The following is a 21,547-nucleotide window of genomic DNA, read 5'->3' as shown; positions in this document are numbered from 1 at the left end:
TTATGGAAGACAATACAAGATATCTGGTACGCTGTGAAGAAGCCTCCGACTGGGTCCGCCATGTGGATGAGGGCACCCAGATCGTGAATGATTTCTATCTGCCCCAGGGACCTTTTGAAAAAAATGAAATGAGCGATACGATCTATCACGCAGGGACAAAGGTGAACTATCATGAACACTCCCAGGGCTATGAAACCTTTTTTATTGCCAGGGGCTCCGTAGAGTGCACCATCCGCGGCAAAAAGGCAGTGGCGCAGACCGGGGATATCGTACACCTGCCGCCCTATACCCCTCATGGCTTCGTATTTCTGGAGGAGGGCACCATCTGGCGGGAGCTGTTCCAGGAAATTAACATGCAGCAGGGAATCCTGAACAAAAACATGATATTGAAGCACTATCCTGATTTATATGAGGATCCGGAATTTATCGGGATGTACCGGGAGGCTAACGGATCCTTTGTCCGGGAGAAGGAGGTGCAGGACATCGCACCAGTAGTTCCCAAAAGTGAAATCCCGGAAATCCGGGAGCCGGGCTTTGCCTGGGCCAGGCACTGCGGCGACGGCTGGGAGCTGAAGCTGAAGGTGGGCCGTTTTGAGTGCAACGGGGCAAAAGAGGTATGGGAAGCGAATCTGGATGCGGGTATTACCATAGAATACCAGGATCCCCACCCTTATTTTGAGCTGTATTATATTACGAAGGGCAGGGTGAGGTTTACCATTCTGGAGGGCTTTGCGGACGAGGCTGTGTTCGTAGCCGAAGCGGGGAGCATTGTACGGATTCCGCCCTATGCGAAACATAAAATTGAAGTGGTGGAGGCAGCGCAGCTGTTCGACAACGGATGTGAAATCCGGCTGATGAGCATGCTGGAGGATCTGGCGGCCATACGGGCGGCGAGACCACAGGTGCTGGAGGATCCGGTAATGAAAAAGAAGCTGCTGCGAAAATATAAATGCTTCGTCACCGCATTTTATAAAAAAGCCTGAGTATTGCAGAAAAGGGGAAAAGGGATGGAATTAAAAAAGCGTGTCAGAACATACAGCGGGACAAAGGAAAACGCGCCCGGCGAACTGGAATTACGAAACCGTAAAATTGCCCGGAGGGCTGCGGCAGAAGGAATCGTATTGTTAAAAAATGAAGGCGTGCTGCCTTTAAAAAAAGGGGCGAAGGCCGCTTTATTTGGAGGCGGCGCCGTGGGGACAATCAAAGGAGGAACCGGCTCAGGAGATGTGAATGCCCGTGAGACTGTGAGCATTTACCAGGGCTTTGTGGATGCGGGAATCCCCCTTATCAACAGGGACTGGCTGGAGGAATATGCAGAAATTTACCGGCAGGCCAGAGAGGAATGGAAAGAAGAAATACTTTCGGAAGCGGCCAGACGGGGGAAGGGTAAGTTCTTTGAGGTATATTCCTCCCATATTTTCCGCATGCCTGCCGGAAGCGCATTGAAGCAGGCGGATGTGGAGGGCGCTGACGTGGTGTTTTACGTGATCAGCCGCACCGCGGGCGAGGATGCGGATCGTTTCCTGGAGCCGGGGGATTATTATCTGACGGAGGAAGAAAAAGCGGAGCTGGCCTTTCTGGATGCCGCCTGTGAAAATCTGGCGGTCATTTTAAATACGGGAGGCGTCATTGATCTGCAGGATATCCTGGGTCTGACCCATTTGAAGGGGCTGGTGCATATTTCCCAGCCCGGCATGGAGGGTGGCAATGCGCTGGCGGATGTGCTGACGGGGAAGGTTACGCCCGGCGGAAAGCTCACCGGCACCTGGGCGAAGGATTATGGCGATATCCCCAATGCGGAAAATTACAGCCACAACAACGGCGATGTGCAGAAGGAATATTATACGGAAGGGATTTATGTGGGCTACCGCTATTTTGACAGCTTCCGGAAGGAAACGGCATATCCCTTCGGCTTCGGGCTGTCCTATACAAGCTTTTCCATACGGACGGAGGAGGTCTGCCCGGAAGAAAAGGGCGGGGCATACGTGACGGTGACGGTAAAAAACACCGGAGATACCTGGGCGGGCCGGGAGGTGGTGCAGGTATATCTCTCCTGTCCCCAGGACGGGCTGGAAAAAGAATACCGCAGGCTGTGCGGTTTTGCCAAAACGAAGCTTCTGGAGCCGGGAGAGGGCGAACAGCTGCGTATCCCAATCCCTTCTAAAAATATGGCCTCCTTCTCGGAAGAAAAATCAGCCTGGATAGTGGAAAAAGGACAGTACGGCGTATGGGTGGGAAATTCCTGCGCCGACTTGGAAATCTCCGGCGTGCTGGAGGTAGAGGAGGATACCGTTATTGAAGCGGTGAAGCATATCCTGCCTTTGCAGGAGCCTTTAAAGGAGCTGTCCTGTCCCAAAGACCTGCGGCTTTTGATGGAGCGGGCCTGGAAGGAGGAAGCGAAGGCGCGGGGCATCCTTCCAATCACCTGTGTTCCCGTAAAGGAAACCGCCGGGAGCTATCCTGTGACGGAGGCGGAAAAAATGGCGGAGGAGCTGACTGCAAAGCTTTCGGAGGAACAGCTGACGGCCATGGTCATCGGGGAAATCAGCAAAGGACAGGGGCAGGCGCTTGGCTCCGCGGGCATTATGGTGCCGGGAGCCGCCGGAGAGACCAGCAGCTGTTTGGAGGAAGCATACGGAGTGCCCGGAGTGCCTATGGCGGACGGCCCGGCGGGGCTGCGGCTGATGAAGTCCTATGAGGTGGATCGGGCCACCGGGCGGATCAACAGCCAGGGGATTTTCGGGGCGCTGGAGGGCGGTATTTTCGCCGACCAGACGGTGCATGAAAATACGGATACCTATTATCAGTACGCCACCGCCTTCCCGGTGGGCACCCTTCTGGCCCAGTCCTGGGATACCGGGCTTGTGGAGGAAGTGGGCCGGGCCGTGGCGGCGGAAATGGAAGCCTTCGGAGTGAGCTGGTGGCTTGCCCCTGGCATGAATATCCACAGAAACCCGCTCTGCGGCAGAAATTTTGAGTATTTTTCCGAGGATCCGCTGTTAAGCGGCAGTATGGCGGCGGCCATTACGAAGGGGGTTCAAAGCTGTAATGGCGTGGGAACCACCATCAAGCATTTTGCCTGCAATAATCAGGAAGACAACCGCATGGGCTGTGACAGCATCGTTTCCGAAAGAGCGCTCAGGGAAATCTATCTGCGGGGCTTTGAAATCGCGGTGAAGACGGCGCAGCCCATGGCGATCATGACCTCCTATAACCTGATTAACGGCGTGCATACAGCCAACAGTAAGGATCTGTGCACCGTGGCGGCGAGGGAGGAATGGAATTTCCAGGGGATTATCATGACGGACTGGACGACGACGATGCCCCGGGGCGGAAGCAGCGCCTGGGGATGTATAGCGGCTGGGAACGATCTGATTATGCCGGGCTGTGAGGGGGACAAGGAAAGTATCCTGAAGGCCTTGGCGGAAGGAACTTTGGACAGGGAGGAGCTGAAGGCCTGTGTGAAGCGGATGCTGCGGGTGATTTTCCAGACAAACGCCTATGAGGCTTCGGTTCCCTATGAGGCGGGCCGGTAAATGTGTACCGGCCGGAAGGAGAAAGAAAATGGATAATTTTGTGATTGAGACAGCCTCCGGAAAGGTCAGGGGCTTTGCGGAGGACGGCCAGATCGCTTTTCGCGGCATCCCCTATGCCATGCCTCCCGTGGGAGAGCTGCGGTTGAAGCGGGCGGTTCCGGTAAAGCCCTGGGAGGGCGTGCTGGATGCGATGGCATACGGCCCCAAGGCGGTGCAGTATAATGACGGCGTATGCGAAGGCTCAGAGGACTGCCTGACTTTAAATATCAGAAGACCCATGGAGGGAGAGAACCTTCCGGTACTGGTTTATATCCACGGCGGCGGCTACAACTCCGGCTGTGCCTCCGACGAGCTGTACCACGGCAAATCCTTCGTCAGCCACGGGATTGTATATGTCAGCTTCCAATACCGTCTGAACGTCTTCGGTTTTTATGATTTTACCGGCTATCCCGGCTGTGAGGAGTTTGACAGCAACTGCGGGCTGTCGGACCATATTGTTGCCATGCAGTGGATTCATGAGAATATCCGGGCCTTCGGCGGCGATCCGGAAAGGGTGACGATAGCCGGGGAATCCGCCGGGGGAACGTCCATGATAGCGCTGATGGCCGCGCCGGGCGCAAAGGGTACCTTCGGGCAGGTAATCGCTTCCAGCGCCCTGCCGAACTGCTTTTTTACCAAAGAGACGGCAAAGAAAAACATTGACCTTTTTCTGGAGGGAATAGGCTGGACAGAAAAGGATCTGCCGAGACTGAAGGAAATCGATGCCTATGAGGTACTAAAGGGAAACGAATATGTGGCAAAAGAGCATCAGTACCGCAATCCCGGCATTTTCCTGCCTACCGTTTCCATTGACGACCTTTTGCCGGAAAGGCCCCTGGAAGCGATAGCGCGGGGGAGCGCAGAAGGAATCCGTCTGATGATTGGCTCCAACCTTCATGAAGGAACCATGTTTGTCCGCCCGGAACAGACGAATTTCCCCAATTCCTGGGATATGGTAAGGGAAATGTTTGTGAAGAACCACAACGAGGCGGGCTTTGCGCGGATCAAGGATTATTATGAAAAAGGAAATGATGGCAGCGTCAATGGGGTGGAGATGGCTTTCATCAATTTTGCCACGGATTATGCGTTCCAGATGCCTGCGGTGAGGACGGCGCAGGCCCAGAAGGGCCATGGCCCGGTATGGATGTACCGTTATGAATTTATATCGCAGATGGCGCGCAAGACAGGAATGCTTTGTTCCCACGCCATGGATCTGCCCTGCGATTTCAACTGCCTGGAATTCGGCTTCAGTGCGTTTGTATTTCAAGATGAACCGAAGGAAAATGTGGAGAAGATCGTCAATGATGTGCATCTGCGCTGGGTAAATTTTATCAAGACAGGCGATCCCGGGCAGGACTGGCCGCAATATGCAGGCTATGACTCCCCGGTCATGATCTATGACCGCACGAGCGGGGCGCGGCAGCTTGACAGGACAAAGCTGATGGATGTGTGGGGTGATATGAGGTTTTATGAGGATTAGGAAAGCTGTGCGCCCGGAATCCTGAAAGGGCGGCGGCTTCGGAGAAAAAAAGAAAGTACGGATCCGTCATAGCGGTCATTAGCTGACTGCTGTGGCGGATCTGTTTTTTATAGGAAATTCCTGTTAAAGTTTGCCCATAACCGCCGCCATTTCATATCCGAAACAATGCAGAATGGATTCCCTCCAACGGTTGAAGGAAAGAAAAAGATTATGTTTTTATTTGGAGATAGCTCTGTGCAGCCGTTGGACGGATTTATGTTTTCTGTAATGAGTTTGTTATCTTCATGCCTGTTGTAATGAAACGTGCCAGAACCGCCATCATAAGGAAATATCCATTGCGTATACATTTAAAGCGTGCTATAATTGAGCCTGTAACCAATGTGAGCAGGGATAAACTGATATGAGCAGGGTTATTCCAATGTGAGCAGGAAAGCAAAAAACTATAAAAAACGCTGCTTTGTTGGAAATTGCTGAGTGGCGGCAAACATAAGAGCGGGCGTGCCATGCTGGAGGGCAGGAATGGAAAAAGATAATTTGCTGAGCGAGCTGATTTATGAATACTACGAATCGCGTATCCTTTTTGGCATGTATCGGTATGGGGATCAGTTACGGTCGGTTTCACAAATCTGCGCTTCGTTTGGGCTGGCTCGGAATACGGTTCAGGCTGCTCTGAATAAACTGGAGGCAGCAGGGTACATAAAAACAGAACAACGTAAGATGGCCAGGATTGTGTACCAGGGAACGGAGGAAACCTTCAGGGAGAATGCCATAAAGTATTTTGTACCGCGCAGAGAGGGGATGCTGGATATTAACCGACAGGGACCTCTGCTGTTCTCTCCGGTTTGGGAGAGGGGATTGAGGAACTTTGAGCGGAGTATCTCAGAGGGCACATATAGGAAAACGAATCCAACTGAGATATTGGGCGGGGATCCAACAAAGCTGTATTATGATGTCCTGAGAACATTCAACAATCACTTAATGGACAGTCTGTACTGGCAGTTTTTGCGTTATCTCAATTATTTTTATCCAAATAAAGAGTATGGAATGGGCGATTATATGGAAGACGGCCTTTTGTCAGTTGAGAAGGCCAACCGCATGAAGGCGGAGACGGATGCTTACTATTATCAGAACTTCCTGGAAGTCCTGGCGTTTGTTGATTCAATCTCCGAGGAGCATCACTTGAAGGACGTGCAGCAGATTCCGTTTACATGGATGATCTACCGGAAACGGCCGCAAGTGCGGTATACCCTGGCAGCCACCATCATTCGGGAGATTCTCTGGGAGGTCTATCCCGTTGGCAGTTATCTGCCGTCCCTGCCTAAAATGGCAGAACAGTATAATGTATCATTGATCACGGTACGCCGGACCCTGGATGTGCTGCATTCACTGGGAGTGACTAAAACCTATATGGGGGTCGGGACCCGGGTCTGTATGGAACCCATCCAGCCGGATATACTTGACACGCGGGAAATTCAGGAGAATATGATGCTGCACAAGGAGGGAATGGAACTTCTCTCCCTGACAGTCTATAATGTAACTCTCTTTACTCTGGAATCGATTACCGGGGAAAAGAGAGAAGCTTTACTGCAGGAAATCGGCAGGCTTCGCGGTAAAAATAACAATATTCTGTGTATTGATGTCCTTTTAAAGTTTATCTCCACCGAAGTTCCATCTGCATTCTTAAGGGAGTGTTATGGTAAATTGAGGGAGCTGATGGCGTGGGGATATATTTTCTATGCCGTGTTGAGAGGATCCGGAGAGCAGCCGGATACGGATTTGAACAATTTTATTACCCGGCTGGAAACAGATATGATGGCGGATAATTGGACTGCGTGTGCAGGATCGTGGCAGGCGTTTATTGAGGACAGGCTGGACTTTTTACGCTCAAGGTTTCCGCTGGGGAACCGCCAGGATGAGATATGACGTGCGGTGGCGAAAAGGTTCGTGTATCGTAAAATATGAGAGAATTTGGAGCCAGGCGCGATGAGTAGAGAGAAAAAACCCCCATTAAAGCTATCAAAACTATCACTGATTATCTGCATCGTGGCATTTATTTTTTCGGGTATCAGCATCTGGATTTCTTATGGAATGAATGAAAATGCGCAGCGGATGTATGAACATCCGTATACTGTTTCAAACAGCGCCAGGGCGATGCGGTCGCGGCTGTGGGATATGAAAAGTTTTTCCGGGATCCTTCTGACGCATGAATTTCATACAAAGGAGGATAAGGAATCCTTCTTCCAGGCGCGTTACGACATGCAGAACGGGGAGATTGAAACGATTCGCAGTCTGTACCTGGGACCGTCCCGGGATGTAGATGCCCTCAGGGAGGCAATGGATGCCCTGATCGAAGTCCAGACGAAAGCGTGCGGCTATGCGGAGGGCCATTCATCGGATGAAATCCAGGAATATATGGATACGAATGTATATCCGTGCTATGACCGGGTCAGCGACTGCCTGACGGTGATCATTAATTTTGCGGATACCAAGATATATAGTTTGAAGGAGCAGGTGCAGAAGTCCGGGATTGCGGCCACCATCGTTTCCCTGATGATTGCTTTTTCAACCATCGGGCTGACAATCCTCTCTAACCGGCAGGAGCGGCGCAATATCGAGGCGCTGACCGCCAGGGAACATGAGCTGAAGGATGCGCTCTATCTTGCCCAGCAGTCCAGTGACGCCAAAAAGGATTTTCTCTCCCGGATGTCCCATGAGATACGGACGCCCATGAACATCATTGTGGGCATGACGACGATTGCGGGAGCAAACCTGGAGGATAAGAACCGGGTAAAGGACTGCCTGTCGAAGATCGCATTTTCCTCCAAGCATCTTTTGTCGTTGATCAATGACATCCTCGATATGTCGAAAATTGAAGAGGGAAAACTCACTGTCAACAATGAACTGTTCAGGCTGCCCCAGATGTTTGAGGCGATCGTTCCAGCGATCTACTCCCAGGCAGAGGCAAAGGGGAGCGTGTTTGAATGTAAATTTGATGGCATGGTGTCCGATACGGTCATTGGCGACTCCCTGCGGATCAATCAGATTCTGCTCAATCTGCTCTCGAACGCAGTGAAATTTACACCCGCAGGCGGAAGCATACGCTTGAGTGTGAGCCAGGCGCCTGTAAAAAATGGGAGGACCAGGCTCACCTTTAAGGTGGAGGACAGCGGGATTGGCATGAGTGAAAAATTCCAGCAGCATCTCTTCACCCCATTTGAGCAGGAAGACGGCACAGTGTCCAGGAAATACGGCGGCACCGGCTTAGGGATGGCGATCACTAAGAACCTGGTCAGTTTACTGGGAGGCGTGATCTATGTAAAAAGTAAGCAGGGGGAAGGAACTTCGTTTACGGTGGAGTTACCGGTGAGGGTTCCGGAGGAAGATGAAGGGCAGGAGAGCGGCGTCCTGGACGATCTCAAGGTGCTGGTGGTGGACGATGATGAGAGTTCCTGCACCCACGCGGGCATGCTGCTCAAAAAGATGGGGATTGATGCGGAGTGGGTTCAGCAAGGCAGCGAAGCCATACAGATGGTGTTAAAGGCCCATGAGGAGTACCGCGATTACAATGCATGTCTGATAGACTGGAAAATGCCGGGCATGAATGGAATCGAGGTAACCCGGCGGATCCGCAAGGAGCTTGGGCCGGACACGCTGGTTATTATCATCTCTTCATATGACTGGAGTGAAATCGAGCACGAGGCAAAAGAGGCGGGGGTCAATGCCTTTATTGCAAAGCCGCTGTTTGAATCCTCCCTCTACCAGGTTTTGGCGTCCGCCACCCGCAAGGATCATGCTGTGACGGAGGCGTCCAAAGGCTCAACTGTATCATTTGAGGGAAAGCGTTTCCTGCTGGTGGAGGACAATGAACTGAACCAGGAAATCGCGGTGGAGATTTTGAAAGGGACAGGCGCCGAAATCCAATGTGCGAGAGACGGGAGAGAGGCGGTTGACGAGTTCAATACCTCCGCAGCAGGTTATTACGACCTTATATTGATGGACATACAGATGCCGGTTATGGATGGATACGAGGCGACTAGGGCCATACGCCTCAGCAATCATGAGGATGCTGGCCGTGTACCGATTCTCGCCATGACAGCGAACGCGTTTCGGGAAGATGAGACGGCGGCATTGGCGGCGGGAATGAACGGCCATATTGCGAAGCCGATTGAAGTGGACATGCTTTACAGGAAGATATTGGAACTGTTATAGGAGTGATGTGAATCACCATCGCCGGGAGAAAATTATGTTGAAGAAAATACGGAATATGAAACTAAAGTCCAGGCTGTTATTATCGTATGCGGTAGTAATCGCAATATGTCTGTCGGCCAGTGTTGCCGCTCTGTTCCTAATGAATCGGATTGGCGATAATCTTTCCTCTTTTTATAAAAATAACTACACAGTGACGGTCAATGTGTGGATGGCCAAGAGGGAGATGCAGGCTGCTCGGGGGGATATCTTAAATGCCGTTTTGGATTCTGATGCGGAAGAGTCCATGCAGTTCATTGAAAATGCGAAGGAAAGCCTCAGAAACATGCGTGCGACATTTCCCGTAATCCGTAAATCCTTCAAAGGGGATATTGCGATGGTGGACCGGGTGGATGAGCTGCTGCAGCAGGCAATTGTCTACCGCGACCAGGTATTCGGACTGGTGGAGACGGGAAAGACGGATGAGGCCTACGAGGTCATGAAGTCAAACTATGTTCCGATTCTGAATCAAATGGCGGATCTTCTCCAGCAGATCGCGGATGTGGCGGGGGAGAACGCACGGACCATGGTGAAGGAAGGGGAATATGCGCAGACATCGGCGATCATTGTCATTATGCTCATCATGGCTCTTAGCATCATGGCTGCGGCGTTGTTGGGTATTTATATTTCCAATAGCATCCGGAAGCCTGTGAAGGAGATCGAGGACGCTGCCGTCCAGCTGGCAAACGGCAAGCTGGACGGAGTGCATGTTACCTATATGTCAAGAGATGAGTTGGGGCAGATGTCGGACAGTATACGGGATTTAATCAGCTACCAAAAGACGATTATTGAAGATATCAGCGATATCCTTGGCGATATGTCCGAGGGAAATTTTAAAGTCCAATCCAATGTAAAAGAATACTACAGGGGACGTTATGACTGCATCCTGGTGGCGATGCGGAAGCTGCGGAACAGACTCAGCAATACCCTTGGGCAGATCAGCCAGTCCGCAAGGCAGGTCGCGGATGGCAGCGAACAAATATCCTCAGAAACACAGCTCCTTGCCATCGGGGCTGAGGAACAGGCCTGTTCAATTGAAAAGCTTGCTGCAGCCGTAAATGAGATATCTGAGCATGTCAGGGAGACAAAGGAGAACGCGAATGAAGCGCGCGGGCAGACGGACCAGGCAGGTGAACAGGTCTTTGAGAGCAACCAGCAGATGCAGGAAATGATCCGCGCAATGAACATAATCAGTGAAAAGTCCAGCGAGATCTACAAGATTGTGAAGACAATTGAGGATATCGCATTCCAGACGAATATCCTGGCGTTAAATGCTTCTGTGGAGGCAGCAAGGGCCGGTGAACCGGGCGCGGGATTTGCGGTGGTCGCGCGAGAAATCCGTGCTCTGGCGGATAAGACAGCGATTGCCTCCAAAAACACGGCGGCATTGATCGAGGAATCGGTGTCGGCGGTAAAAAATGGAGAAATGGTTGCCCGCGCAACGGCCGATTCACTGTTGCAGGTTGTCAAGAGCACAAAACAGGTTGTTTTGGTTGTGGACAGGATCGCTTCTGCTACAGAGAATGAAAATGTATCCATTTCCAATATCACAGCGGAGGTGAGCCAGATCTCAGATGTGGTGCAGAATAATGTCTCGACATCCGAGGAGTTGGCGGCCGCCAGCGAGGAGTTCTCCACGCAGGCGCAGATACTTGGCAATATGATTGGGCAGTTTAAGCTGTATGAAGAGAATTAGGCGGTATAAGGACGGGTGGAAGAGGCCCGTCCTTTTTGAATGTAATTTTAAGCAGGCAAAGACCAGTGCGGCCGCGCGGGAAGAACACGGCAGCTATTTTCACCGGAAACAGATACAAATTTCGAATTGTACAAAACTTTTCTTCCTTTTCATTATACTATAAGGATATATTTATCTTCTTACAGGAAAGGAGACCATAAAAATGGCGTGTCGATTAAAAATAATTTCCGGTGTTACTATTTTTTGTATCCTTACCGGATGCGGAAGAAGTTATGCAGATGGTTTTTCAGTTTCCGGCTCTTCGAAAGATTTTAATGAGAGCGGGACTTTTTATGAGCAAGACAGCGAAAACAGAGAAAGGGGAAATGGTAATAGTTATTTTAGTAACTTTTCGGTTGCTGGTTCCTCTGAAGATTATCATATGAAGGGGACACTTCATATGGAAGGTGTGGAAGAAAATGAAACCTGGGAGCGCATAGCAATTGTAAAGTCGAAAAAAAATACAACCATAAATTTAGAGGGAACCCTTGAAAACGAAACGGGCAGTATAAATATCAGATATCTTGCGCCGGATGGTTCGGAAAATCTTATATTTAGTGATGAAGGTACAATAAAACAAAATGTAGAGATAAAAAAAGGAACAGGTGAAATCTTTTTTGTTGGGGAAGAGGCGGAAAACAGTATTGATTTTGATTTAAAGATTTGCTTTCCTGAGGAGGTGCGTCTGACTCTTGTGCAAAACAGCTTAAATGATTTGGTTGAACCAATTCTGGATGATATTATTCCGGATGAAATAATCCCGGACGAAATAATTCCGGAGGATAATGAACAAAAACAATATTGGAGAACGGCTGATGATTGGGATATGGATAACTGGCCGGATGGTTTCGGCAGGATAAATAAGGGACTTTATGCAAAAGATTTAAGTATTCAACTTCCGGTCGATAATCCGGGTACAGCAGTGATAGAAGCTGAAACTAAAAAAGGCAGGATAGACCTGAAAATCGTGGATGAAAAAGGCAATATCTGTTTTAATAAAGAGGACATGGGTTCCGATAAATATGAAGTCTTTTTGGACCATGCCGGTAATTATCTCATTATAATTAACGCTGAATGCCACACTGGCAGCTTCAATATAAACATGCTCCGGGAAAAGGAATAACCAGATTGCAAATAAGGGAGGCACCTGCCGTGTGATGCCTTCTTTTTTATACATTTTTCCAGTGAATAAAAAGTCAAAGGTGTATTCTGGTTTTTAATCATATAGAATATAGACATCAATTATCTTATTCCCGTTTGCAGAAGGAGAATATTATGTATAAAATTGGAATCTGTGATGACAGCAAGCTTACATGCACAGAACTTGAAAATATGCTGAGAGACATTATGCAAAGCCTGAGAATAGAAGCAGAAATTGAACCATGGTATTCCGGAGAATCGTTATGCAAATATCTGGAAGCCGGGAACCGGTTTGATCTGATTTTTCTGGATATAGAATTGTTAAAGTTAAGTGGGATTGATGTTGGAAACTACATCAGGAATTATCTGGATGATTTAAAAACCAGCATAATTTATATCTCTTATAACAGAAGTTATGCAATGCGGCTGTTCAAAATACAGCCGCTTGATTTTCTGGTAAAACCGCTGCAATACAATTCGGTCAGAGAATCGGTTGAGATGTTCCTGAAACGTGCCGGAAGAAAGAAGACATTTCTTGAATACCGGACAGGTAATAATTACTGCCGGGAAATGTGTGAAGATATCATATATTTAACCAGTGATAATAAGAAAATCCATTTGATTACAATAGCAAATAAGGAGATAGAATTTTATGGAAAACTCAAAGCGCTGAAATCACAGCTGCCTTCTAATTTTATTCAGATCCATCAGTCTTATATTATAAACGAGGATTATATGGTAGAAATCAATTATGAGCAGGTCCAAATGTCAAATGGCGCTATTTTGAATATCAGTAAACCATACCGGGTGGAGGTACGAAACCGGCTGTTGAGAAAATAGAGGGATTTCATTATGAGAATCAATGATGTGGTAATTACAGCAATATCCAATTTATTTCGTGTTTATATATGCTGGAAATTTATTCGGTTTTTCTTTGATGAAAGAAAAGTGGAAGCCAGGACAGAGAAAGCCGTCTATTTCATCTTTTATATAGGAACACTGCTGTTTTTTGTCTGTTTGCAGTCCCATGGAATCAATCTGATTGTTAACCTGGCTGGAATCTTTTTGCTTACTCTGATTTATAAGGGAAGCCTGAAAAAGAAAGCCCTGGCAGCTGTATTAATTTATATAATGAACTGTGGATGCGATACCCTGGCCTATTTCCTTTTCCTGAATTCCAACCAGGATATACCGGAAACCCAGACCTTTTCCATAGTCACAGACCTCCTTCTGTTAATTTGTGTGATTGTAGCTGCCGGAATTCTTGGAGATAAGGCAAAAAAGGAGTTGGAAAAAGGCTTTTGGGTTCTGGTAATGATTCCTGTCCTGAGTATATTGATGATTGTGGGAATTGGCACCCTTGGGCTTTCAAAACAGGGCATTATGCTGTGTATAGGCGTTGGTACGCTGATTATAAATATGGTTGTATTGTATCTATATAATATGCTGCAGGAAGCGCACCAGAACTTCTATGAGAAAGAACTTTTGCAGCAGCAGATAAAAGTATATTCAAATCAACTGGAAACCATATCGCAGACTCAGAAAAAAATACGCCATGTCAGACATGACATGGTACATCATATAAAGGAATTGTACGGCCTTGCCGTAGCTGATAAAAAGGAGGAACTCCTGGCTTATTTGAAGGAAATGGAAGAGGCAGTAGTTAATCCCAAAGAACATGTCTGCACGGGAAATTATAAAATTGACGGTATTTTGAATTATATGCTTGAAAAAGCGGAGAACGAACTTAAGAAGGTTGAGGTAAAAGTAAAGATTCCTGAATGGTTGCATATGGACACGTTTGATCTTGTAATTATTATAGGCAATCTTCTTGATAATGCCATTGAGGCTGCCAGGCAGACGGATGAAAAATATCTGTCTTTCAAAATGACGCTGGAAAAGGGTGTCCTTTTTATTGATGCAGCCAACAGTTACTGTGGAGTAATAAAAATAAGAGAAAGTAAAATCCTGACATCAAAAAGAGATCCGGGAGATCATGGTTTCGGCCTGGAAAGTGTTCAGGAAATTGTCAGAAAACATGACGGAGTGACTGATGTAACGTATGGCAGGGATACGTTTAAAGTAAGAGTAATGATTTACATGAAATCGGTTCGGTGAAAAAGCAGTAAAAAGTTTCATGCTCACATGCTATTCCTGTTCAGCCTGGTTTACAAGCATAGTTTACAAGCCTGCTTTAGCGGAAGAAAAAAACTTGACTTTTAAATCTTACATATGTAATATATAGAACATAACAGTAAATTGACGCACAAAAAATATTTCTTACATGCGTAGGAAAAGGAGAAAATAATTGAAAGAAAAAGGGTTTGCTTCTATTTTATTCATTATGATAACAGCGGCTTTGGCAATAACCGGCTGCGTTAAAAACGCGGCGGTCACGCCTTCAGATAAAGAGGAACCTGTGAGAATAGAAAATACCGGCATTCCCGCAGCCATAAAAGAAGAACGGACGTCGGAAGAAACAGCGGAGCTTTACCGTGACATTTACGAAAGCGCCGCCTCCAATCCGTCTGTCACTTCTGCCGGCAGCGCAGCTTCATACTATGACAGGCTTCCGGTCATCCGCCAAATCGTAGAAAGGCTTGGTTCTTACGGATACGCGGCCATTGACTCAGAAAACAAAAACCAGCTTAACATGGTCAATCCCGGGCTGATAGAAGACTTTTGCAGGAAAGTGGAGGAACAAAAGGAGGCCTGTGCCACACTTTTTTCAGTTATGGAAAATCTTGGTTTTATCCGTTTTGATTTCGTTACTTCAGAAGAAATGGAAGGAAAAGTCCATGTTACAAGAAGCGTCCTCTGCTGGATTGGCGGTATGCCCAGGGTTACTGATAAATACAGCTATAACGCGGCCGTATGGGAATACACAAAAGAGGGCTATCTGTTTTTCGAAGAAAATACGCCTGTGGCATACGACGGCCCGCCCGGCTATACGGCAGTGAGGGTGAAACCCTTGGAGGAGGAATGCAGGGAACTGAACCGGCGTTATATCCTACCCATAGGCTATGGCGCCAACAATATGTTCCTGACGGACTGGAAGGAAGAAAATTTCGGGGAGCTTGATTTTTATGATCTGTTCCAGCTGCTGTACCCCCTTGTATACTATAGGAATTCTCCCTACGGGCTGACCGTTGACGGAGCAAAATATCGGGTGCCGGAGGAGGAATTCAACCGCGTGATCATGACATATTTTAATATAGATGAAGAGACCCTTCACAGCAGTACGAAATATCTGGCGGAGGGAAAATGCTATGAGTACCTCACAAGAAGCTTTCTTGATTATGGCAATTCCCCCAATACCCCCTGGCCGGAGGTGACTTCCCGGAAAGAAAATGCGGACGGTACGATCACGCTGACGGTAAGTGCGGTGTGGCCGCAGCGCCATTTGGGAAGGGCGATGTCTTCGGAAGTAGTAATCAGGCCTTTGGAAGACGGCGGTTTTCAGTATGTTTCCAACCGCATCATCGATTCGCCGGAAAATGTGGAACCTGACTGGTATGAAATCCCCAGCCGGGATAAAATGTCTTCTGTGATTTCCGCGGCCCTGCTGCCTGCCGCGCCGTCGCTTCCCTGAATATTTGCGGCAAAGCAGTATACCTGTCCTCTGGTTTCCACATACCCTACGAACCAGCCGTTCACGTCTTTGCCATCCACCCGTCCGGTTCCCGTTTTACCGTAAAGGCTGCCGTCCGGAGTTTGGGACAGAAGCATTGCATCCTTTACCGCCCGGATATTGGCAGGCGCAAAGCCGAAGTCATTGCGGTACAGCTTTATGAGAAGCGCGGTCTGCTCCATGGGAGAAATTTTCAGGGAAGCTTCCAGCCAGTAGGAGGACAGCCCTGCGCTGCTGTCTTGGTTTCCATAACTTATTTTGTGCAGATAATCCTGAACCCTCCCGGCGCCCAGCCGGGAATCTATGGACTGAAAATACCAGTTAACAGAATTTTCCATAGCGGATGCCAAATCCTGATCGGAGTTCCAGGCCGCAAAGGGATAGGCCGTCCCGTCCCAGGGAAGAACGGAGGCGTCGGGTGCGATGACCCCTTCCTCCAGGCCGAATAAGGCGTCGTAAACCTTGTAAGTGGAGTCCGGGGAAATACGTCTTTCCGCCTGGGCGCGGTTGTAAACATACCAGGTATCCTCCTGCATGTCATATAGGACAAAGCTTCCGTCAAGGTCCCCGAAATATTCCCCATAATCAACAGAAACCACATTCTTAAGAGCCGCCGTTGTAAGCGCGTCCTCATCCTGCGCAGCGCGGACGGACAGGTATGGAGTAAAGCTAAACAGCAACAGTGAAATAAACGTAAACACAGCGGCGCTCAACGCTTTTTGGCGGAAGGAGGGAGCCTTATAGGAAGCTATGCTGCGGATGCGCCGCTTCAGCTGCTTCATGCTGCCGCTCATACCGGCGGTGAAAGGAAACGGCCGGAGAGAGATTTTTTCGGCAAGGCTGATCAGCGTGTTCCCATAGGCGACGTATTCTTTTTCCCCAAGCAGTTCCAGCACGGAGGTATCGCAGGCCGCCTCCCTGTCGTTCTGCATTTCCTTCAGGGCGGACCATACAAAAGGATTGAACCAGTAAAGGATGCCGGCCAGATTCATCAGATGATTGCCAAACGCGTCCTTATGCTTATAATGCTGCAGCTCATGAAGCAGCATATAACGCATATCCACGGAATTAAAGTCGGATATCAGGTGGATCGGCACGTAGATCCGCGGAAAAAAGAGTCCGGTAATCACAGGGGATTTCAGAAAAGCCGTGCTGTAAACCGGAACCGGTTTTTTCAGCTTCATCTCCCGCAGACATTCCCCGTATAAGGCGCGCACCTCCAGGTTCTGCAGGGGAAGCGCCGACTGCCTGATCCGGTATAATTCAGCCTGCGTTTTTATGACCCTGAAAAGCATAACCATGATTCCTGGCAGCCACAGAAGAAAAAGGGCGCGTCCGGCACCGGAGGACGTCCTTCTGCTGACTGATACTGCAAAGTCAGAAAACTGTCCCTCAGACGCTAAGGCCCGTGCACCTGCGCCTTCCTGCAGGGAGGGCAGCAAGGCTAAAGAGGAATGTAAAAGATCTGCTCCTCCCGGCAGCTTCAGAAAATCGGCCGGTATCAAAGACAGAAAAGGCGCCGCAAGAAGCATAAGAAAACAATACCACAGACTGTACTGCATCCTGTGGGTGAGCACCCGTCCCAAAAGCTGTTTTATGCCAAGGAAAGAAACTGTCAGCAGGCTTAGGAACAGATTGTTCATTAAAAAGCGAATCATAAAATCAGACATATCAGTTTCCCTTGTCATTGTCCGCATCGTCCAGAATCGAACGCAGCGTGCCGATTTCTTCGGCGGAGAGTCTGTCGTTTTTGATATAGGCTGACAGCATGGCAGTGATATCGCCGTCATAGAAGCGCCGTAAAAAAGAATTGCTCTGCTGGCTGATATATTCATTCTCCTTTACCAGCGGCGTATAGACGTATACCCGCCCTTCTTTTTCATAGGTAAGGGCGCCCTTATTTGTCAGGCGTTTGATCAGGGTCTGGATGGTTTTGGCACCCCAGCTGGTGGTTTTCATTAAACGGTCGGTTATTTCATTGGTGCTGACAGGCGCATACTGCCATACGATTTTCATAACCTCGAATTCGGCCTCGGATATCTGTGGTAAACGGTTCATAAAGCTTCCTCCAAAATCTTACGTTTGTAATAAAAATATTATATAACCACTTCCCCGACGTGTCAAACATCCTGCCTTCTTTTCCAAAATCAAAGACCCCGCTGCAAGCAACGGGGTATCAAACTTGCAGCGCTGCAGAGCAGCGGGGTATTTGATCCTCGCGGCAGTCGCCAAATATCCATGCAAGCATGGTTACTTGGCTCGTTGCTCGCGGGAATAAATGTACAGACCGCTAATAAAAACGTCGTCATTGTGCCTGAAGTCACTGCGCCTGAAATATGGCGGAAGCAGACGAAGGAGCATTTCACAGGCCGTAAAATCCGGGGTGCAAATTCTCCCATATTTATGTTGAATAAGCCGGAAATAAATGATAGGATGGATCGGGGGACAGCCCTGGGGACTGTGAACGAAACCTGCGATGATGATTAAAAAGGAAAGGAAAAAGAAGATGGAGGAAAGCAATAAAAAATATCAGATTGACACAGAAGAAAACAGAAAATTTTTAGAGGAGATCCGGGAAGGACTGCTTAGCTTCGGACATAAATTTCCCTCACCGGGAGGAAGCTCCTATTACCTGGGGGATGACGGTACGCCGTGGACGGACCGGAACCGTGAAACCTGGATAACGAGCCGTATGGTCCATGTATACAGCCTGGGCTGCTTCCTGGGCCATCCCGGAAGCGAAGCTCTGGCGGATGCCGGGTTGAAGGGGCTTAAGGGCGAGCTTCATGATGAGAAAAACGGCGGATGGTATGCGGGGCTTACTTCCGACGGGGAGATACTTCCCAACAAGCAGTGCTACGCCCATGCATTTGTGATTCTGGCGGCATCTTCCGCCGTCCTTGCCGGAAGGCCGGGGGCGCAGGAGCTGCTTGAGGATGCGCTGAAGCTGTATGACCTGCGTTTCTGGAATGAAGAGGAAGGGCTTTCCTGCGATACCTGGAATACCGAATTTACCGTACTGGATGACTACCGCGGGCTGAATGCAAATATGCATACAGTGGAGGCATTTCTGGCGGCATCGGATGTGACCGGCGATGAAAAATACCGTGTGAGGGCGGGCCGCATCATTGATCATGTGGTGGGCTGGGCTTCCCGGAATGAATGGAGGATCCCGGAGCATTTTACAAAGGAATGGGTGGCGGATCTGGAATGCAATAAGGAAAAGCCGGATGATCAGTTCAAGCCTTACGGGGCAACTCCCGGACACGGCATTGAATGGGCAAGGCTGATTGCACAGTGGGCGCTTTCTACATATCCGGAGGAAAAGGAAGCGGCTTCCAAATATATTGAGGTGTCCGAGAATCTTTTCCGCCGTGCTGTCAGCGATGCCTGGAATGCGGACGGCGCGCCCGGTATCGTGTATACCACGGACTGGAGCGGAAAACCGGTGGTGCATGACAGGATGCACTGGACGCTTGCGGAAGCCATCAATACCTCCGCGGTGCTTTACCATGTGACGGGAAAACAGGAATATGCGGATGATTATGCGCAGTTTATGAAGTATCTGGACGAAAAGGTGCTGGATCATGTGAACGGATCCTGGTTCCATCAGCTGGATCGGAATAATCAGCTGATCGGTACCGTATGGCCTGGGAAATCTGATATTTACCACGCGCTGCAGGCGACGCTGATTCCCTGCTATGACGCGGGTCTTTCCATTGCCCCGGCGGTAAAGGGCGGAAAAAAACTATCCTGAAAATAAGCTTCCGGCAGTGCCTTCAGGGCTGCTGATTCCCGAGGGCAGCGGGCCAGGCAGCCATGCCTGCAAGGATATTTGGCGGCTGCCGCGAGTGAATTACAGGATGTTAAAAGACGCTCAGAAAGACAGGCAGGAGGAGGCGCGCTATGATTTATCTGTCACAGTTTTCCTTCCCGGACATAGAGGAGGAATATGATTTCCTGATGGCACAGGCCAGAACCTGTTATGATTCCTATTATCCTTTCCAGATTATTTCAAAGCATCGGCTGCGGATGCTGGATTTTGAGCCGGTTACTTTTCTTTATGGAGGCAACGGATCGGGGAAGACGACGGTTCTCAACTGTATCGCGGAAAAGCTGCGGCTTAACAGGGATACCCGTTTTAACCGGACTGATTTCTTTGAAGACTATACGCGGATGTGTTCTTATACGGCGGATTATGGGATACCGGAGGAGAGCAGGATTATCACCAGTGATGACGTCTTTGACTTTATCCTGAATATGAGGGCGATTAACGACGGGATTGATGAAAAGCGGGAAGAGCTGTTCGAAGAGTATCTGGATGCCAAATACTCTGATTTCCGGATGAAATCCCTGGAGGATTATGACCGGCTGAAGAAGGTCAACATGGCGCGCCGGAAAACGCAGTCGCGTTATGTGAGAAATAACCTGATGGACAATGCGAGGGAGCATTCCAACGGGGAAAGCGCCTTTCTTTATTTCTCTGAAAAAATAAAGGAGGACGGGCTGTATCTGCTGGATGAGCCGGAAAACAGCCTGTCCCCGGAGCGGCAGCAGGAGCTGGTGCGTTTCATTGAGGATTCCGCCCGGTTCTTCGGCTGCCAGTTCGTGATTGCCACGCATTCGCCGTTTCTGCTGGCGGTAAGGAATGCCAGGATTTACGATATGGATGAAGAGCCGGTGGATGTGAAGCGGTGGACGCAGCTGCCCAACGTCCGGGCCTATTATGATTTTTTTAAGAAGCACAAGGAAGAATTTGAATGAAAAGGAGGCCGGTCAGCAAATGACCTGCCTCCTTTTTTCAGCTACCTTTCAGGGCGCGCCTGGCGGCGCAGGTTTCTCAGCTCTGGTTTTTGAAGTTCCTGATGTGCATGTATACCGTGTTTTTTGAAATATTCAGCTGTTCGGCCACCTTGATTACAGCATCCTTCAGGTTGAAAATGCCGCGCTGGTAAAGCTGGAGGACGATTTCCTTATTTTTATTGGCGGAGGAAATGTTCGGGTCGCTGTAAACGGCCTCCCTCGTTTCGGAAAGTGAGGAGAGGATCAAATCATCAATGCTGTCGGAGAAGGTTTCCGCAGGCGCGGCTGCGGCGGTAACCGTGCTCTGGGGCGGCGCAAGGGTCTGCAGGATATTGGAAAGAGGGATTTCCATGTGGAAATTCATGCAGAGCAGGCCGATGATGCGCCCGTGCTCCCCTGTAATGGGGATGGTGCAGGAGCGGAGGACGGAACCGGATTTGTTCTTATTATAATAGGGAGAAACCGTCCGGCCCGGATCCTTTTCCAGTTCCCCCAGCATTTTCAGGGCCAAATCCGTAATGGGAGAGCCTTCCTTCCTTCCGGTGTAATGCCCGTTGATTATTTTTATGACGGAATGATCCAGGCTTTCCAGGCTGTGGAGCACCAGCTCGTAGCCTTCGCCCAGATAAGCGCCCAGCCCATCCAGCATGAGGGCGTAGGAATTCAGAATCTGTCTGTCGGTTGGGGTAAGTTCAATAAAAGGAGTATCCATAGTTGTCACCTGTGCCTTTCGGGGGGATAGTTTTTCTTTGTAACCTTGAAAAGTGAAATAATTACGATAATATGTAATTTCACAAGGGTTTAATTAGTGAAAATTATTTCAGTGCGGTTTTCTGATTCTATTATAATGGAGGGGAGGGAAATGTGCAAGAAATTAGTGAAATAATTTTTAGTAAATATACAGAATAAATAAACAAAAGTGTATTGACTAAAATATA

Annotated in this window: 14 protein-coding genes and 2 pseudogenes; 12 read left to right on the top strand and 4 right to left on the bottom strand. The window is 49.0% G+C overall.

From position 1 onward, the window contains the following. Positions 1-2: 2 nt before the first annotated feature. Genes DXC51_RS22260 through DXC51_RS22250 form a run of 3 tightly spaced genes read left to right on the top strand, consistent with a single transcriptional unit; the run spans position 3 to position 5,055 of the window. Positions 3-983, top strand: a complete 981-nt coding sequence (locus DXC51_RS22260) for a cupin domain-containing protein (protein ID WP_021634898.1) — start codon at positions 3-5, stop codon at positions 981-983. 24 nt (positions 984-1,007) lie between these two features. Then, positions 1,008-3,536: a glycoside hydrolase family 3 protein gene (locus tag DXC51_RS22255; RefSeq protein ID WP_021634897.1), complete on the top strand. Its 2,529-nt coding sequence runs from the start codon at positions 1,008-1,010 to the stop codon at positions 3,534-3,536. A gap of 28 nt (positions 3,537-3,564) precedes the next feature. After that, on the top strand, positions 3,565-5,055 hold the full coding sequence (locus DXC51_RS22250; protein ID WP_025490834.1) for a carboxylesterase/lipase family protein: 1,491 nt from the start codon (positions 3,565-3,567) through the stop codon (positions 5,053-5,055). Between the two features lie 150 nt (positions 5,056-5,205). Here the strand turns inward: DXC51_RS22250 and DXC51_RS30850 are convergent. After that, positions 5,206-5,396, bottom strand: a pseudogene (locus tag DXC51_RS30850) (IS91 family transposase); the annotation flags it as partial. A gap of 178 nt (positions 5,397-5,574) precedes the next feature. On the opposite strand from DXC51_RS30850, the gene DXC51_RS22245 reads away from it, so the two are divergent. The 7 genes and pseudogenes from DXC51_RS22245 to DXC51_RS30130 all read left to right on the top strand — a co-directional run. Continuing rightward, a complete protein-coding gene (locus DXC51_RS22245; protein ID WP_021634893.1) occupies positions 5,575-6,978 on the top strand; it encodes a GntR family transcriptional regulator in 1,404 nt (467 codons plus the stop codon). Between the two features lie 60 nt (positions 6,979-7,038). Further along, positions 7,039-9,264: a response regulator gene (locus DXC51_RS22240; RefSeq protein WP_021634892.1), complete on the top strand. Its 2,226-nt coding sequence runs from the start codon at positions 7,039-7,041 to the stop codon at positions 9,262-9,264. Positions 9,265-9,298: 34 nt separating this feature from the next. Continuing rightward, positions 9,299-10,996, top strand: a complete 1,698-nt coding sequence (locus tag DXC51_RS22235) for a methyl-accepting chemotaxis protein (RefSeq protein ID WP_021634891.1) — start codon at positions 9,299-9,301, stop codon at positions 10,994-10,996. 202 nt (positions 10,997-11,198) lie between these two features. Then, the gene (locus DXC51_RS22230; RefSeq protein WP_146045302.1) at positions 11,199-12,158 is read left to right on the top strand and encodes a hypothetical protein; all 960 of its coding nucleotides are present in this window, start codon (positions 11,199-11,201) and stop codon (positions 12,156-12,158) included. Positions 12,159-12,310: 152 nt separating this feature from the next. Continuing rightward, positions 12,311-13,015: a LytR/AlgR family response regulator transcription factor gene (locus tag DXC51_RS22225; protein ID WP_021634887.1), complete on the top strand. Its 705-nt coding sequence runs from the start codon at positions 12,311-12,313 to the stop codon at positions 13,013-13,015. A gap of 12 nt (positions 13,016-13,027) precedes the next feature. Further along, complete coding sequence (locus DXC51_RS22220; protein WP_021634886.1) at positions 13,028-14,293, top strand: sensor histidine kinase; 1,266 nt, start codon at positions 13,028-13,030, stop codon at positions 14,291-14,293. A 226-nt stretch (positions 14,294-14,519) separates the two neighbouring features. Further along, positions 14,520-15,635, top strand: a pseudogene (locus DXC51_RS30130) (DUF6070 family protein); the annotation flags it as partial. Here the strand turns inward: DXC51_RS30130 and DXC51_RS22205 are convergent. Together DXC51_RS22205 and DXC51_RS22200 are read right to left on the bottom strand one after the other, a co-directional pair. Next, positions 15,635-17,476 (bottom strand): BlaR1 family beta-lactam sensor/signal transducer, encoded by a 1,842-nt coding sequence (locus DXC51_RS22205; RefSeq protein ID WP_025490836.1) that lies wholly within the window; start codon positions 17,474-17,476, stop codon positions 15,635-15,637. The pseudogene DXC51_RS30130 and the gene DXC51_RS22205 overlap by 1 nt on opposite strands. Before the next feature lies 1 nt (position 17,477). Further along, positions 17,478-17,864 carry a BlaI/MecI/CopY family transcriptional regulator gene (locus DXC51_RS22200; RefSeq protein WP_021634883.1) on the bottom strand — a complete coding sequence of 129 codons (387 nt, stop codon included), beginning with the start codon at positions 17,862-17,864 and terminating at the stop codon, positions 17,478-17,480. 418 nt (positions 17,865-18,282) lie between these two features. Between DXC51_RS22200 and DXC51_RS22190 the strand changes: the two genes are divergently transcribed. Both DXC51_RS22190 and DXC51_RS22185 read left to right on the top strand, forming a co-directional pair. Further along, positions 18,283-19,563, top strand: coding sequence for an AGE family epimerase/isomerase (locus tag DXC51_RS22190; protein WP_021634880.1), 1,281 nt, complete (start codon positions 18,283-18,285; stop codon positions 19,561-19,563). 149 nt (positions 19,564-19,712) lie between these two features. Then, positions 19,713-20,570 (top strand): AAA family ATPase, encoded by an 858-nt coding sequence (locus DXC51_RS22185; protein ID WP_021634879.1) that lies wholly within the window; start codon positions 19,713-19,715, stop codon positions 20,568-20,570. Between the two features lie 76 nt (positions 20,571-20,646). Here DXC51_RS22185 and DXC51_RS22180 read toward each other — a convergent pair whose 3' ends face one another. Continuing rightward, positions 20,647-21,321 (bottom strand): helix-turn-helix transcriptional regulator, encoded by a 675-nt coding sequence (locus DXC51_RS22180; RefSeq protein ID WP_021634878.1) that lies wholly within the window; start codon positions 21,319-21,321, stop codon positions 20,647-20,649. Between the last annotated feature and the right edge of the window lie 226 nt (positions 21,322-21,547).

This window comes from Eisenbergiella massiliensis, from assembly GCF_003435485.1.
The sequence above is the reverse complement of the archived record's forward strand: the minus strand, read 5'-3'. Positions and strand labels throughout refer to the sequence as shown.